Here is a 14,471-nt window from a genome sequence, read left to right as displayed (position 1 = left end):
TCCGATCGTGTTGCGAGGTTGCGTAAGAAGAGTGAGCCCGACCTTTCGACCCAGCCTTGTCAAAACAGTGCATGTTATCGGCTTAGCTGAGGTCTTTGAACATATAGGTTGTTGGCTCCAAACGATCCTCGAACGGGTTACGGCAATACCTCGGAATCTCTCCGGCGATCTGAAAGCCCATGTTTTGATACAGCAGGCGCGACGGATCGGTGCTGCGGGTGTCGAGCACAAGCAATGTCCGGCCAATTGCGGCGGCACGGTCTTCCAGGCTTGCCATCAGGGCGCGTCCTAGACCCTGGCGTCTGGCGTCAGGATGCACCAACAACTTGGCCACGTCGGCGCGATGAGGTTGGTTGGGCATTGCTGCAGGGATCAATTGCACTGTACCCAAAACGCGCCCTGCGTCCTGTGCGACGAGCAGGTCCAACGCACCGGTCTGCACACCCGGTCGCACCTGGTTTTGCCAATAGGCCTGCGCTTGATCCGGGGTGAAGGGATGGATGAACCCTATGCTTGCTCCGGCCTGGACGCAGGCGTGCAGGATATCAGTCAGATCCTCTAGCGCTGTGTCAAAGCCATGCAGGTCCATACGCAAGATCATATCAGCACCAGTATATACCGCGCCCCGCGCATGGGCGTCGTTTCGAACCGTGTTGGCCCCGAAAGGTGATAACGCAGGCAATCTCCTCCGTTCAATTCATGGGCAATGCCATCCACGGTCAACGTCAGCGCGCCGTCCAGTAGGATCAGGTGATGCTCCTGTCCGGGTTTTGGTGGGCTATCATAAGTGATCACCGTGTCCGGTGGCAGGTGCCCTTCCATCACCTCTCCGCTGAGCCCAGTCGCTGGTGGAGACACCGAGCGGCGCGTGAACCCGGTCTCAGGATCGCGCCATTCCGGTTGCCGTTCAAACGGGACCTTTGGGTCGAAACTGTCTTCAACCATCATTAGCAGGCGTGACATCGGCAGACCGTAGGCAGCACACAGCCGTCCCAGCGTTTCGGCGGTGGGGCTGACATCGCCTTTTTCCATCCGCGAAAGTGTGGCGCGACTGATGGCGCTGTGTTCTGCCAGTTGGTCCAGTGACCATCCGTGGCCCCGGCGTAGTTCGCTCAGGCGCGTAGCAAGGCGATTTGAGAGGTTGTCCAGCATCGTTCAGAAATGAGAATAAAGATCGGTTTCGGGATTAAACGATTAATTTAATCATATTTCAACAAGAAAAGACGCGGGAATCTCCGCGCCTTTTCCTTAGTTCAGGATATTGAGCCAGAGTTACTTCCAGCCGACCTCGTTAAAGATCTTCTGTGCCTCGGGGATGTTCTTGGCCACTTCGGACAAGTTCACCTCGTCGGCATTGAACGCACCCAGTGCCTGGACCGAGTCCGCAAGTGCAACGCCTTGGGCTGCTGGATACTCGTCATTGCCGGCCGAGAAATACTGCTGGGCCTGATCACCTGCCAAATACTCAAGGAACAGGATTGCGTTCTCTTTGTTTGGCGCATTCGCGGCAACACCGGCACCGGACAAGTTCATATGCGCACCGGTGCCGTCCTGGTTCGGGAAGACCCAGCCGATCGAGTCGATATCAGCGGAAACGCCTTTGACGTCTTTGCGGATGGCGCGGGCAAAGTAATACGTGTTCGAAACCGCAATATCACACTCGCCCGAGACGATGCCGCGCAGCTGGTCAGTGTCGCCCCCCTGCGGCTCGCGCGCCATGTTGGCGACAACCCCTTCAGCCCAGGCTTTGGCGGCCTCGGTGCCTTCGTGAGTGATGATTGAGGCCAGCAAGGTCTGGTTATAGGTGTTGCTGGACGAACGGATGCAAACAAGGCCCTTGTATTCGGGTTTGGCCAGATCGGCATAGGTGGCTGGTGGATTGGTGACGTTTTCCTTATCGAAAAAGAGGATGCGGCCTCGCTGCGAGAAACCGAACCATTCATTGTCGCTGTCCTGCAGGTTTGCGGGGATGCGCTCTTCCAGAACGTCACTGTCGATCGACTGCAGAATGCCTGCGTTTTTGGCACGGGCCAGACGCGACGTATCAACGGTCAGCAGAATGTCGGCAGGCGAGTTCGCACCTTCCGCTTCCATCCGTGCGATCAGTTCGTCGGCCTTGCCTTCGATACGGTTGATGGTGATGCCGGTGGCCTCTTCGAAATCGCTGTAAAGGCGCTCATCAGTGTCATAGTGGCGCGAGGAATAGAGGTTCAGCTCGCCCTCGGCGGCGGCGGAAGTTGCGATCAGAGCCGTAAGGGCGGCGGCAACGCAGGTAGAGGATTTTAGCATCGTGTGTCCCAAAATTGAAAACTGTGGCGGATTTAAATCCGACTGAAAAGGTCAATTAAACGATTTCTCCGGGGATGCAAGCAAATCTGACAAAATTAGTTGGTCAAAAGGTCGCTATGTGCGCGGGTCGTTCCTCAAAGGCATCTTCTTGTACAAGATTTTGGATTCTTCGGATTTGCAGGCAACTGCGGTTATTCATGATTGGACATGGCAGGATTGAGAGGAAACCTGCCCTTTGCGCCATGGGCGGCAGGGCGCACGCTATGTATGGTTGCAATCGCCTTACACCTATTAAACAATGGCCAGAGACACGCTTGTTTACAAAGCGGACAAAAGATTAGGCCGACATCGGGAGGACGCCAAGAGATGGGCTTTCAAACAATTGCGCGCGGCGGTTTGGTGGCGATTGTTGCTACGCAAATGCTGTTGGCAACGCAATTCAGCACAATGGCACAGGCTGAAATGTTAAGTACGGGCGACGTGATTTCACGGTATGAATCGTATGCCAATCGCGATTTTTTGCTGAGTGAGCTCGACCGAAAAGAGGTCCGTGATGAACTGGTCTCAATGGGTGTTGATCCAAATGAGGCCGAAACACGCCTGCAAGCACTGACGGATGAGGAAATAGCGTCGGTTCTGACGCAAATGGAAAACGACACGGCCGGCGGCAACGGTGTCGTGGGCGCGCTGCTTACGGTGTTCATCATATTGCTGGTGACGGATCTGCTATGTCTAACCAAAGTGTTTCCGTTCACGCGGTGCGCAGGCCGCTGATCCACTTTCTCCGTCTTCACAGTCGGACGTGGGCTGCAATCCTGTTGCCCGTTTTGCTTACTGCATGTGCACAAGAGGAACTCAGGGTGCCATCCGGGTATGATGCCCCATCGCGTGCCGCGGTCTCAGGTGTGCCGTTGGTCCAGCAAAATGAGTTCTATTGCGGGCCCGCTTCTCTTGCCATGGTATTCCAATGGTCGGGATTGGACGTCACCCAGTCTGAAGTCGCAACCCAATCCTTTACGCCCGGGGCTGAGGGAACGTATCTCGCCGACATGATTGGGGCCGCACGACGGCAGGAAATGCTGGCGGTTCGCCTTTCAACATTGGAAGAATTGCTCGACGAGGTTGCAGTGGGGCACCCGGTGATCATATTCCAGAACCTAGGGTTCAAATGGGCGCCGCGATGGCACTATGCGGTTGTTGTTGGCTATGATCTGGGCCTTCAGGAAATTTTTCTTCATTCCGGCGAACATGAACTTATGACAATGGATCTGCAATTGTTCATGCGAACGTGGAAGCGTGGAGAGTATTGGGCGCTGACCGTTTTGCCGCCCAACCGGTTGCCGACGACGGATAATCAGTGGGCCATTCTGCGGGCCGCAGCCGGGCTGGAACAATTGGGACATACCCAAGCTGCGTCGAAGGTTTACATCAACGGAGGAACCCGCTGGCCGGACAACTGGATCTGGGCGTACGGCCTGGGCAACACCCGATACCAGCAAGGTGATCTGGAAGCCGCGAAAAGGGCGTTTGAGCGCGCCAAGAAAATTGACCCTTCACCACAAGAGATTCATCACAACCTAAGGCAGGTCAACGCTGAGATTGCCAATGCCAGAAAAGTGGATAACGCCACGCAATAAAAAAAACCGCGCTCGAAGGCGCGGTTCTTTAATTTGTATGTGCAGTTCTTAGCCCTGGCGAGCTTTGAACTTGCGCTGCGTCTTGTTGATCACGTAGACGCGGCCTTTGCGACGCACAACACGGCAATCACGGTGCCGGTTCTTGAGCGAGCGGAGCGAGTTCTTGACCTTCATTGGTCTGTCTCCAATCTGCGGCGCCTTCATCAAGGACGTGGCCAGCGCCTGGGTTAGCGGGTGCCCCGGAAAACCGGAACAGTGAAACGATGGTGGGCGGTACAAGGATCGAACTTGTGACCCCTTCGATGTCAACGAAGTGCTCTACCGCTGAGCTAACCGCCCACGTAACCTTTGCGTGACCTGCCCCATAACGAAATGGGGCGCGGATACCCGCGCCGGTAGCGGGGTCTATAAAAGGAGTCGCAAAGGGGTTCAAGGGGTTTGGTAGAACTATTTTCCGGTCTATGTTGAATGCGAACAAGGAGTGACCATGCAGAATACGCCCTATGTATTGGATATGCCCGCCAGCCGCACGTCTTGCGTGGTATTTTCTTCTCCACATAGTGGCCGAAAATACCCTGAATCGCTGCTGAGCCGCACGGTTCTAAGCGAAAATGTGATTCGATCTTCGGAAGATGCCTTTGTGGATCAGCTGTTTGCATCGGCGGTGGAGTTTGGCGCACCGGTAATTTCCGCTGTCATGCCGCGCGCCTATCTGGATCTGAACCGCAGTGCTGAGGAGTTGGACCCCGCGCTGATTCAGGGCGCTCGCCGATCTGGGCATAATCCGCGTGTGGCTTCGGGGTTGGGGGTGATTCCCCGCGTGGTGGCCAATGGGCGTGCGATCTATCGCGGCAAACTGACGATGGACGAAGCGCGCCTGCGCATTGACACTTGTTGGCGGCCCTATCATGCCCGCATCAAATCCCTGCTGAAGGAATCGCACGAGACCTTTGGACAGGCGATCCTGATTGATTGCCATTCGATGCCGCATGAGGCGGTCGCCATGGCCAGCAACTCAAAATCAAGGCGACCGGATGTCGTGTTGGGTGACAGATTCGGTGCATCTGCGTCGGTCGAAGTGGTGGACCAGATCGAGGCAGCTTTTGTTGCCGCTGGACTGAACGTGGCGCGGAATGCGCCTTTTGCCGGAGCCTATGTTACACAGACTTATGGTCGGCCCGCCCGCCAACAACACGCCGTACAGATAGAGGTCGACCGCGCGCTGTATATGGACGAGGCCAAAATCGAGCCGAATGAGAACTTCGCCGCATTTCAGGAAATACTGCGCGACGTTATTCAGGACATCGTTCGTATCGAAGATGAGCCGCTGCGTTTGGCTGCAGAGTAACCTCAGCGCAGGGCACGGCCTTTCACGATTGCATCACTGCCAAAGCGGCGCCGAATCTCATCGGTGGCGCGTTCCGCCTGTGATCTCTGCGAAGCGCCAGGGTCAAGCAGATCCCCCGAGATATCAGCTTGCGCCTCTGGGCACAGATCAGACAGACCGACGCCCAACAGGCGATAAGGGCCTTCATTCCCGACCTGATCAAACAGCCCTTTGGCGGTGCGATAGAGGCGGTCGGCGATTTGCGTGGCATCCCGCAACGAAATGCGGCGGGTGATGATCTTGTGATTGGCTTTCTTCAGTTTTAGCGTGACGACACGTCCGGCCAGGCCCTTGGCCTTGGCGCGGTCAGCAACCTTTTCTGACATTCGCCACAGATGCCCGTCCAGAATGTCCAGACTGGCGGTATCTTCAAAAAACGTTGTTTCGTTGCTGATGGATTTCATCGGCTCATGGGCCGAGACGCGCCGTTTGTCCTGTCCGCGCGCAAGATGCCACAGCCGATAACCCATTGATCCGAAACGGGCAGTCAGCGCCTCTTGGTCCCAGCGCAGCAGGTCGGAAAAACTGCGGATTCCCGCACGGTCCAGCGATTCCTGTGCGGCGGGGCCAATACCCCAAATCAGGCGCACTGGCTTGTCGTACAGAAACTCGGCCGTTTCTGCCTTGCCGATCACCGAGAACCCGCGCGGCTTGTCCAGGTCCGAGGCGACCTTGGCCAGAAATTTGTTGTGGCTCAGACCGATGGAACCGGTCACGCCCAACTCGTCCTTCATCCGTTTGACCAGACGCGCCAGCATCACGGCAGGCGGTGCGCCGTGCAAACGCTGGGTTCCCGACAAGTCCATGAAGGCTTCGTCCAAAGAAAGCGGCTCAACCACTGGCGTCAGTTCGTCCATCATCTTGCGGATGTCACGCGAGACCTCGGCATAGACAGACATACGTGGCTTGATCACTACCGCATCAGGGCAGAGTTGCAGTGCTTTGAACATCGGCATGGCCGACCGCACCCCGCGAATGCGCGCCACGTAGCAGGCTGTCGACACTACCCCGCGTTTGCCGCCGCCAATGATCACCGGTTTGTCGGCCAGTTCCGGATTGTCCCGCTTTTCAACCGAGGCATAAAACGCATCGCAGTCCATATGTGCTATGGACAGGTCAAACAGTTCAGGATGCGCCTTGATACGCGGGCTACCGCAGGAGGGACAGCGCCGTTCGCTGGTCAAAGTGGTCAGGCAATCTCGGCAGAGACCGGGCATGTAACTCTTCCCGCCTTCGGTGCGATACATTCAGGGGTTTTCTTATATTAGCGCCGACCGCCAAGCAAAGGCAGGACAAAAAGTATGCAGAATATGTTCCGAAAGAAGACCCCCCGCGAAGTTGCGGGGGGAGGTAACGAACCACAGGAAGAGTTGGTTCGCGGGGAGTATCACGAGACCAGAATCCCTTAAAAAAACGGGTTTCGATAGGACCTAGGTCACACAGGGAAAACTCGAGTCAGGCATGTGTGTTTTGGGGCACAGAGGCAAATTGGCACGGCGACACCATAAAGTGACGTTAGGTCAATTGCTTGCGGGCGAATATCACGCAAAATTCCGCCACTTTCGCGATGCTGCTTAGTGCTGTGTCAAGGAATTTAACTCGGCAAGGACCGCCTCGGCTGCGGCTTTGGGATCATCTGCCTGATAGATCGGACGCCCGACAACGATGTGATCGGCCCCGTCGCCAATGGCGCTGGCTGGGGTGGCCACGCGTTTCTGATCGCCCAATGCAGCCCCCGCCGGCCGTACGCCGGGAGTGACGATCAAACGGCCTTCGGCCTGGGGCAGGGCGCGGATCAGGGCAGCTTCCTGAGGGCTGGCGATAACGCCATCTGCTCCGGCTTCAAGTGCACGTGCGGCGCGTTCGACCACCAATTCCTGTACGTCGCCTTCTTTCAGAAGGCTTGCATCCAGATCATCGCGGTTCAGCGAGGTCAGGATGGTCACGGCGAGGATTTTGAGGTCCTTGCCCGCAGCGCCCTCTTTCGCAGCACGAACCACATGCGGGTCGCCGTGAACCGTCAGGAAATCCAAATCGAACTGCGCCAGCCCACGCACGGCATTTTCTACGGTATTGCCGATATCGAACAGTTTCATATCCAGAAAGATGCGCTTGCCGTGATCCTGTTTCAGCTCATTGGCCAAAGCCAATCCGCCGCCGGTCAGCATACCCAGCCCAATTTTGTAAAAGGACACCGCATCGCCCAGCCGATCGGCCATGGCCAGCCCCTGCAGTGCATTCGGAACATCAAGGGCAACGATCAGGCGGTCATCGGACATTGGAACGGTCATGGGGCAAGCTCCTATTTGGCAAACGTGTGCGTCCTAGCGGGTTCCGTGTCTTGTGTCCATGCAGGACAGATTTTTGATCGAAGTCACAATTTCCAAAGCTGAGTGTGCTATGGTCCTGACCATTCAAATGAATTTTTCATATGGGGGGATGATGAAACAGTTAGCGGGTATAGGTCTTATTCTGTGTTTGATCGGATGTCAGCAAATGCCATTGCAGCCAGAGGCCGCAGATACGGTGATCAGATCCCCAACTAACCAGGACCTGCGTCTTGTGCGCGGATACCGATCCACCGACGACGATTGCCAGCTGACCGGAGAGAATGCTTTTACCAATGATTTTCTGGATGACGCTGCTGACCTTGTATCCTGTCCGTCGGGCAGCGACGCGGAGCAATCACTGATCGAGATGTATAATCCGCGACAGATGGCAAAAACCGGCGGCTACACGGTATATTCCGTGCCGCGACGCTGATAGGTTCGCCATTTTTTCCTAGGGGAATTGCTACGAGAAAAGCTCTGTCAGGCGATCATCAATTTGCGCACAGATTTGCACGTGCCTGAGTTTTCTTGGCGCAACCCGGTACTCAGTTCCGTTCATGACTTTCATGGTTTTGGCCAAAAGTGGTGCTGCCTGTTGTGCGGCGTCCTTAAGGGGCACAATATCACTTTCCAAGCCTTCGGGCGCGGCCCCTTCGGCTTTGCGGCGTTGAACATGACCCCAACTGATAAGTGCATTTTGGCGATAGGTTCTTTCCTCCGATGGTGTCTTCTTCAGCTCTTCGAGATCCGATTCCAGGGCTTGGGCACGCTGCCGAAATGAGTCGCGGTTCGCCAGTGGAAAATGGATAAGTGCGAAGTCCGGATCATGTTTCCAATCCCCAAAGGCACCATGGGCACCCAGAGAAAACTTGATTGGCCGACCCAAAACAGATGGTTTCGAATAGCGTGGGGAAAACTGCAACAGCCATTGAGAGGTGGCGCGCGGCATGATTTCAAATCCAACGGCGCCAATGACGCTCTCAGGCGTTTGGCGTTTCAGAACCTCCAACAGGGTTTCTTCTGTTCGAGTCGGTAGGATGATTTCATCTACATCCCCACAGAATACCCAATCATACGATTTGATGAGAACAGCGCATATGTCCGACAGCATTCGCCAACGCTGCTCGTCGAAATCCTCGGGCAGTTGGTTGCGGGGAACTCTTATATGGTTGCAGTCCTTGGCCAGTTCGCAGTGAACAGGATCGTCCCCATGGCCGATGATGTACAGGTTTTCTGCCCCGAACAACTGCCCATAGTACTGAACCCATTTCTCCAAATACCAATGGTCTTTATAAACCATTGTCACTGCGGCAACTTTCAATTCGTACTCTCCCAGAAACGGAAGGTAAGGTATTTGAGCGTCTGGTCAGCAGCAAGGTGAAAGTTGCAAGGCGCTGTTAGGCCGCGTGTTCGACGATTTTCCTTCGAACAGGGACGGTCTTCTTTTAACTTGGTTGTCGGCAGGGTTTTGCGACAGCGCAGATTTCAGTTTCGTGTGGCTACATCTTGAACAGACAAAGATATTTCCCAAATGGAATGTGAGGCCCAAACCGACGCGTGCTGCTTAGCGGGCGCATCACATTCAGGGCGCTTAGGAAAAGGAGAATAATATGGACTTGAACAAGTTCACCGAGCGGGCAAGGGGATTCGTGCAGGCCGCGCAGACCATTGCACTGCGCGAAGGGCATCAGAGGCTGGAGCCCACACATATACTCAAGGCATTGATGGATGACGATCAGGGGCTGGCCAGCAACCTGATTACACGCGCGGGCGGCGCGCCCAACCGCGTGGTCGAGGCGTTGGACGCCGCGATGGGGAAAATCCCGAAGGTCAGCGGCGACGCAAGCCAGATCTACATGGATGGGCAGACCGCAAAGGTTCTGGACGAAGCCGCCAAAATCGCCACCAAGGCGGGCGACAGCTTTGTGCCGGTCGAGCGCGTGCTGATGGCGCTGTGCATGGTGAAATCCAAAGCCAAAGAGGCTTTAGAGGCCGGTGCTGTCACCGCCCAAAAGCTGAACGAAGCGATAAACGACATCCGCAAGGGTCGCACCGCTGACTCTGCGTCGGCGGAAGAGGGTTATGACGCGCTCAAGAAATATGCGCGCGATCTGACCGAGGCTGCGGCTGAGGGCAAAATCGACCCGATCATCGGGCGCGATGAAGAAATTCGCCGCTCGATGCAGGTTCTGTCGCGCCGTACTAAGAACAACCCTGTTCTGATCGGGGAACCCGGCGTCGGTAAAACGGCGATTGCCGAGGGCATGTCCCTGCGCATCATCAATGGTGACGTGCCGGAATCGCTAAAGGACAAGAAGCTGCTCGCGCTCGACATGGGCGCGTTGATCGCAGGGGCGAAATACCGTGGTGAGTTCGAGGAACGCCTCAAGGCCGTTCTGACCGAGGTGACCGAGGCTGCGGGTGAGATCATCCTGTTCATCGATGAGATGCACACGTTGGTCGGCGCGGGCAAATCCGACGGCGCGATGGATGCCGCCAACCTGATCAAGCCTGCGCTTGCCCGGGGTGAACTGCATTGTATCGGCGCGACCACGCTGGATGAGTATCGTAAATACGTGGAAAAGGACGCGGCCCTTGCGCGCCGGTTCCAGCCTGTGATGGTCACCGAGCCAACGGTCGAGGACACGATCAGCATCCTGCGTGGTATCAAGGAAAAGTACGAACTGCACCACGGCGTGCGTATCTCGGATTCCGCATTGGTGTCGGCGGCGACCTTGTCGCATCGCTATATCACCGACCGGTTCCTGCCCGACAAGGCCATTGACCTCGTTGATGAGGCGGCGTCGCGGTTGCGGATGGAGGTGGACTCCAAGCCGGAAGAACTCGATCAGCTGGATCGCCAGATCCTGCAGATGCAGATCGAGGAAGAGGCGCTTAAACTGGAAGACGACGCGGCCTCGAAGGATCGTCTGGAAACCCTGCAAAAGGACCTCGCCGATCTGCAGGAGCAATCCGCCGAGATGACCGCCCAATGGCAGGCCGAACGTGACAAGCTCGCGGGTGCGCGTGATCTGAAAGAACAGCTCGACAAGGCGCGGGCTGATCTGGAGATCGCCAAGCGCGAAGGCAATCTGGCGAAAGCTGGGGAGCTGTCCTATGGCGTCATCCCTGAGCTTGAGAAAAAGCTGACCGAGGCCGAAAACGCCGAAAGCAACGCCATGATGGCTGAGGAAACAGTGCGCCCGGAACAGATCGCCTCGGTAGTCGAACGCTGGACCGGTATCCCGACCTCGAAAATGCTGGAAGGTGAGCGCGAAAAGCTGCTGCGGATGGAAGACGATCTGCATTCGCGCGTGATCGGTCAGGATGCGGCGGTAACCGCCGTGGCCAACGCCGTGCGCCGTGCGCGGGCTGGTCTGAACGATGAGAACCGCCCGCTGGGCTCGTTCCTGTTCCTCGGACCGACCGGTGTGGGTAAGACCGAACTGACCAAGGCCGTGGCGAACTTCCTGTTCGACGACGACAATGCGATGGTGCGTATCGATATGTCCGAGTTCATGGAGAAACATGCAGTCGCCCGTCTGATCGGTGCCCCTCCTGGCTATGTTGGGTATGACGAAGGCGGTGTGCTGACCGAAGCCGTGCGGCGCAGACCCTATCAGGTCGTGCTGTTCGACGAGGTCGAAAAAGCACACCCGGATGTGTTCAACGTGCTGTTGCAGGTTCTCGATGATGGCGTTCTGACCGACGGTCAGGGCCGCACCGTGGACTTCAAGCAGACGCTGATCATCTTGACGTCGAACCTGGGGTCTCAGGCGCTGAGCCAATTGCCCGAAGGCGCAGACAGCGCGCAGGCGCGGCGCGACGTGATGGACGCGGTCCGGGCACATTTCCGGCCGGAATTCCTGAACCGTCTGGATGAAACGATCATCTTTGACCGCCTCAAGCGGGTCGATATGGATGGCATCGTCGATATCCAGATGGCACGCCTGCAAAAACGTCTGGCCGCCCGCAAGATCGAGCTGGCATTGGATGATGGCGCCAAGGAATGGCTGGCGAACGAAGGCTATGATCCGGTTTTCGGTGCCCGCCCGCTCAAGCGCGTAATCCAACGCGCCTTGCAGAACCCGCTGGCCGAAGCTCTGCTGGCCGGTGAGATCAAGGATGGCGAAACCGTGCCCGTAACCGCAGGAACCGAAGGTCTGATCATCGGTGACCGGTTGGGAACATCGGAGCGACCTCGGCCGGACGATGCGGTTGTGCATTAATAATTAGAAACGTAAAAAAAGAATCCCGCCAGGCTGGCGGGTTTCTTCTACGTTGGCTGTCGGAAGCCTTTGTTCAGGTAATCCGTGATGACTTTCACCCAGACCTGCGCCTTGTCCAACGGAAAGTGGGCCGTGAACCGAAGTTTGACGATGCAGTCGTCGACTACCCCCAAAGCAAGGAGTTCGGAAATCCCATCCGTCGACTCAGCTTCGGCCCGCAACGGCAGCACTTGGGGCGTATCACGCATTTGATAGGCGTTGATCTCGCCCAACTCAGCTCCGCGTTTTTCGGCAACGGCTGCGATATCGCGCGCGGCTTGCTTAAAGCTATCAAGGGCCATTTCGGGTGAGATGTTCTTTTCCTGGTGGTCATAGAAAAAGACGGTCAGTTTTGAAGACGGGTCCGCGAAGGTTACAGAGTAACCAAGACCGGGGTTCTCATTCTCATACTCATGAGACCCCACCTGCTTCAGGTCGCTCAGTACCTTTGGTGCGAGATCAAATAATTTCTTGCAGGATTGCACGTCTGCGAGTGCGCTTCCGCCCAACAGCGGCAGAGAAAGGGCTAAAATTTTGAGCATCGTGGAGAGTTTCTGTTTCTAAAAATGAATAGTTGCTCGCACGGTGCCGCCAATCTGCGGCGAAAATTAGACGTGCGAGATTAATTGACCGATCGTAAGTCGTACCAGATTTCTAGCTTCCTATTGTAATGGTTAGGGCTTCCTCGCCGGGATACGTTACAATCCGGTCTCTCAATCGTTACGCTTGTTTCCTTTGTGCCGTGCTAACAGACCCTATCTAGAATCCTGACCGGAACTGAACGGAGACCACAATGGCGCACCGCTGGACCAATACTTTGACACATGCCGACGTCACCCCCAGGGCGGCGTTCCTGAACCGGCGGCAGATGATGGCCGGGCTGGCAGGTGTAGGGCTGGCGGGGCTTGCGCGCGGTGCCTCGGCACAGGAAGCGCTGGAGCCGAACACCTGGGAGGAGATCACTTCATACAACAACTTCTATGAGTTTGGCACCGGCAAGGACGATCCGGTGAAATATGCCGGTGCGCTGACCACCGAACCGTGGAGCGTCAAGATCGACGGTCTGGTCGACAATCCCGGCGAGTATGACTTCAAGGACATCATGTCCGAGATGACGGTCGAGGAGCGAATCTATCGGTTCCGCTGTGTCGAAGCCTGGTCGATGGTCATTCCGTGGAACGGGTTCGAACTGGCCGATTTGCTTAACATGGCCGGGGTACAGGAAGGTGCCAAATACGTGGCCTTTGAAACCGCCGTGCGCCCAGATGAGATGCCGGGCGTGCGTTATCCGATTTTGGACTGGCCGTATCGCGAAGGTCTGCGTCTGGATGAGGCGATGCACCCGTTGACCATTATGGCAACTGGTATCTATGGTCGCCCGATCCCGAACCAGAACGGCGCGCCACTGCGTTTGGTGGTGCCGTGGAAATATGGGTTCAAATCGATCAAGTCGATTGTGCGGATCACACTGACGGATGTCGAGCCACCCACAAGCTGGAATATGTCCAACCCGCGCGAATATGGCTTCTATAGCAATGTGAATCCAGACGTGAACCACCCACGTTGGTCTCAAGCCTCAGAACGTCAGATTGGCGGTGGGTTGTTTGCCAAACGCATCCCGACCCTGATGTTCAATGGTTACGATAAAGAGGTCGCAGGGCTGTACGAAGGCATGGATCTGTCGGAATACTATTAAGCCCATGCAGCGCGTGAATCAGATATTACGTCGTCTTCCCGTCTGGGTAGTCTACGTGTCGGGGGTGCTTCCGGCACCCTGGCTCTTCTATCAAGGCCTGACCGGTGGCCTAGGCGTGGATCCGATTGAAGCTTTGGAACATCAGTACGGAGAACTGGCGCTGCAGCTTTTGATCGCCGTACTTGCGATTTCACCGCTGCGCCGATTCTTTGGGCTGAACCTGCTCAAGTTCCGCAGGGCTTTGGGTGTGCTGACCTTTACTTATGTCGCACTGCATCTTTTGGTGTGGTTGGTGCTGGATGTTCAGGTGCCCAGTCAGATTTGGGCGGATATCGTGAAGCGCCCCTATGTTACTGTCGGCATGGCCGCGTTTGTGCTGATGCTGCCCTTGGCTGTGACATCCAACAACTTTTCTGTTCGCAAGCTGGGCCCGCGTTGGCGCAGCTTGCAACGGCTTGTGTTCCCGGCGGCGATTTTGGGGGGGCTCCACTATGTCATGCTGGCCAAGGGCTTTCAGGTCGAACCGCTGGTCTATCTGTTCGTGATAATCGGCCTTTTGATGCTGCGCGTACCATTTCCCAGCCTGCTGACTCGTTTGCGTCAGGCCGATTCCGCCTGACTCGATGCTGAGTCTGTGGGTAATCCTGTGCAAAAGGTGAGATTCGGCCTCAGACGTTCGGAGCATTGTTTCTATTGCGCCCGTGAGGTCTCTATAAAATATTGTATTTACTAGATAATTTTAGAATGCGCGGGTTTTTGCAAGATTCTCGAATTTTCCACTTGCGGGTATTGTTGGTTATCCTTAGAACCCCCTTCACCGGCGCTGCTGAGGCGGTTGTTGGGACGCTGGAGACGGCGGAGACG

At 56.2% G+C, this 14,471-nt stretch carries 15 protein-coding genes and 1 tRNA gene; 7 read left to right on the top strand and 9 right to left on the bottom strand.

Annotated features, from left to right (window positions below):
- Window positions 1-82: 82 nt before the first annotated feature.
- The 3 genes from GOW93_RS18495 to GOW93_RS18485 form a co-directional block, all read right to left on the bottom strand.
- Complete coding sequence (locus GOW93_RS18495; RefSeq protein ID WP_170387500.1) at window positions 83-601, bottom strand: GNAT family N-acetyltransferase; 519 nt, start codon at window positions 599-601, stop codon at window positions 83-85.
- Window positions 598-1,152 (bottom strand): helix-turn-helix domain-containing protein, encoded by a 555-nt coding sequence (locus GOW93_RS18490; RefSeq protein WP_170387498.1) that lies wholly within the window; start codon window positions 1,150-1,152, stop codon window positions 598-600. Before GOW93_RS18490 ends, GOW93_RS18495 begins: the two co-directional genes overlap by 4 nt.
- A gap of 120 nt (window positions 1,153-1,272) precedes the next feature.
- Window positions 1,273-2,289: a Fe(3+) ABC transporter substrate-binding protein gene (locus GOW93_RS18485; RefSeq protein WP_170387496.1), complete on the bottom strand. Its 1,017-nt coding sequence runs from the start codon at window positions 2,287-2,289 to the stop codon at window positions 1,273-1,275.
- A 207-nt stretch (window positions 2,290-2,496) separates the two neighbouring features.
- On the opposite strand from GOW93_RS18485, the gene GOW93_RS18480 reads away from it, so the two are divergent.
- Window positions 2,497-3,063 (top strand): PA2779 family protein, encoded by a 567-nt coding sequence (locus GOW93_RS18480; protein ID WP_254443680.1) that lies wholly within the window; start codon window positions 2,497-2,499, stop codon window positions 3,061-3,063.
- A gap of 86 nt (window positions 3,064-3,149) precedes the next feature.
- Complete coding sequence (locus tag GOW93_RS18475) at window positions 3,150-3,926, top strand: PA2778 family cysteine peptidase (RefSeq protein WP_368039690.1); 777 nt, start codon at window positions 3,150-3,152, stop codon at window positions 3,924-3,926.
- 48 nt (window positions 3,927-3,974) lie between these two features.
- Here the strand turns inward: GOW93_RS18475 and ykgO are convergent, their stop codons facing one another.
- Window positions 3,975-4,100 (bottom strand): type B 50S ribosomal protein L36, encoded by a 126-nt coding sequence (ykgO, locus tag GOW93_RS18470; RefSeq protein ID WP_005648635.1) that lies wholly within the window; start codon window positions 4,098-4,100, stop codon window positions 3,975-3,977.
- A gap of 90 nt (window positions 4,101-4,190) precedes the next feature.
- A tRNA-Val gene (locus GOW93_RS18465) sits at window positions 4,191-4,265 on the bottom strand.
- Between the two features lie 148 nt (window positions 4,266-4,413).
- Between GOW93_RS18465 and GOW93_RS18460 the strand changes: the two genes are divergently transcribed.
- Window positions 4,414-5,274, top strand: a complete 861-nt coding sequence (locus tag GOW93_RS18460) for an N-formylglutamate amidohydrolase (protein WP_170387492.1) — start codon at window positions 4,414-4,416, stop codon at window positions 5,272-5,274.
- A 2-nt stretch (window positions 5,275-5,276) separates the two neighbouring features.
- Here GOW93_RS18460 and GOW93_RS18455 read toward each other — a convergent pair whose 3' ends face one another.
- Window positions 5,277-6,530: a DNA polymerase IV gene (locus tag GOW93_RS18455; RefSeq protein ID WP_170387490.1), complete on the bottom strand. Its 1,254-nt coding sequence runs from the start codon at window positions 6,528-6,530 to the stop codon at window positions 5,277-5,279.
- Between the two features lie 357 nt (window positions 6,531-6,887).
- Window positions 6,888-7,604, bottom strand: coding sequence for an orotidine-5'-phosphate decarboxylase (gene pyrF, locus GOW93_RS18450; protein ID WP_170387488.1), 717 nt, complete (start codon window positions 7,602-7,604; stop codon window positions 6,888-6,890).
- 205 nt (window positions 7,605-7,809) lie between these two features.
- On the opposite strand from pyrF, the gene GOW93_RS18445 reads away from it, so the two are divergent.
- On the top strand, window positions 7,810-8,076 hold the full coding sequence (locus tag GOW93_RS18445; RefSeq protein WP_254443679.1) for a hypothetical protein: 267 nt from the start codon (window positions 7,810-7,812) through the stop codon (window positions 8,074-8,076).
- 30 nt (window positions 8,077-8,106) lie between these two features.
- On the opposite strand, the gene GOW93_RS18440 is transcribed toward GOW93_RS18445, so the two are convergent.
- Window positions 8,107-8,964: a glycosyltransferase family 2 protein gene (locus GOW93_RS18440; protein ID WP_170387486.1), complete on the bottom strand. Its 858-nt coding sequence runs from the start codon at window positions 8,962-8,964 to the stop codon at window positions 8,107-8,109.
- A gap of 289 nt (window positions 8,965-9,253) precedes the next feature.
- Here GOW93_RS18440 and clpB point away from each other — a divergent pair, with 289 nt between their 5' ends.
- Entirely contained in the window at window positions 9,254-11,872 is a 2,619-nt protein-coding gene (gene clpB / locus GOW93_RS18435) for an ATP-dependent chaperone ClpB (RefSeq protein WP_170387484.1), read from the top strand.
- Window positions 11,873-11,919: 47 nt separating this feature from the next.
- Here clpB and GOW93_RS18430 read toward each other — a convergent pair whose 3' ends face one another.
- Window positions 11,920-12,453, bottom strand: coding sequence for a hypothetical protein (locus GOW93_RS18430; RefSeq protein ID WP_170387482.1), 534 nt, complete (start codon window positions 12,451-12,453; stop codon window positions 11,920-11,922).
- Between the two features lie 251 nt (window positions 12,454-12,704).
- Between GOW93_RS18430 and msrP the strand changes: the two genes are divergently transcribed.
- Window positions 12,705-13,607 (top strand): protein-methionine-sulfoxide reductase catalytic subunit MsrP, encoded by a 903-nt coding sequence (gene msrP / locus GOW93_RS18425; protein WP_170387480.1) that lies wholly within the window; start codon window positions 12,705-12,707, stop codon window positions 13,605-13,607.
- A 4-nt stretch (window positions 13,608-13,611) separates the two neighbouring features.
- Complete coding sequence (msrQ, locus tag GOW93_RS18420; RefSeq protein WP_170387478.1) at window positions 13,612-14,226, top strand: protein-methionine-sulfoxide reductase heme-binding subunit MsrQ; 615 nt, start codon at window positions 13,612-13,614, stop codon at window positions 14,224-14,226.
- Window positions 14,227-14,471: the final 245 nt, after the last annotated feature.

This window comes from Ruegeria atlantica, assembly GCF_013032455.1.
Lineage (GTDB): Bacteria > Pseudomonadota > Alphaproteobacteria > Rhodobacterales > Rhodobacteraceae > Ruegeria > Ruegeria atlantica_B.
The sequence above is the reverse complement of the archived record's forward strand: the minus strand, read 5'-3'. Positions and strand labels throughout refer to the sequence as shown.

Coding starts and splice junctions, on each gene's coding strand:
- GOW93_RS18495 (WP_170387500.1), bottom strand. CDS start 601: ATGATCTTGCGTATGGACCTGCATGGCTTTGACACAGCGCTAGAGGAT.
- GOW93_RS18490 (WP_170387498.1), bottom strand. CDS start 1,152: ATGCTGGACAACCTCTCAAATCGCCTTGCTACGCGCCTGAGCGAACTA.
- GOW93_RS18485 (WP_170387496.1), bottom strand. CDS start 2,289: ATGCTAAAATCCTCTACCTGCGTTGCCGCCGCCCTTACGGCTCTGATC.
- GOW93_RS18480 (WP_254443680.1), top strand. CDS start 2,497: ATGGCAGGATTGAGAGGAAACCTGCCCTTTGCGCCATGGGCGGCAGGG.
- ykgO (WP_005648635.1), bottom strand. CDS start 4,100: ATGAAGGTCAAGAACTCGCTCCGCTCGCTCAAGAACCGGCACCGTGAT.
- GOW93_RS18460 (WP_170387492.1), top strand. CDS start 4,414: ATGCAGAATACGCCCTATGTATTGGATATGCCCGCCAGCCGCACGTCT.
- GOW93_RS18455 (WP_170387490.1), bottom strand. CDS start 6,530: ATGCCCGGTCTCTGCCGAGATTGCCTGACCACTTTGACCAGCGAACGG.
- pyrF (WP_170387488.1), bottom strand. CDS start 7,604: ATGACCGTTCCAATGTCCGATGACCGCCTGATCGTTGCCCTTGATGTT.
- GOW93_RS18445 (WP_254443679.1), top strand. CDS start 7,810: ATGCCATTGCAGCCAGAGGCCGCAGATACGGTGATCAGATCCCCAACT.
- clpB (WP_170387484.1), top strand. CDS start 9,254: ATGGACTTGAACAAGTTCACCGAGCGGGCAAGGGGATTCGTGCAGGCC.
- GOW93_RS18430 (WP_170387482.1), bottom strand. CDS start 12,453: ATGCTCAAAATTTTAGCCCTTTCTCTGCCGCTGTTGGGCGGAAGCGCA.
- msrP (WP_170387480.1), top strand. CDS start 12,705: ATGGCGCACCGCTGGACCAATACTTTGACACATGCCGACGTCACCCCC.
- msrQ (WP_170387478.1), top strand. CDS start 13,612: ATGCAGCGCGTGAATCAGATATTACGTCGTCTTCCCGTCTGGGTAGTC.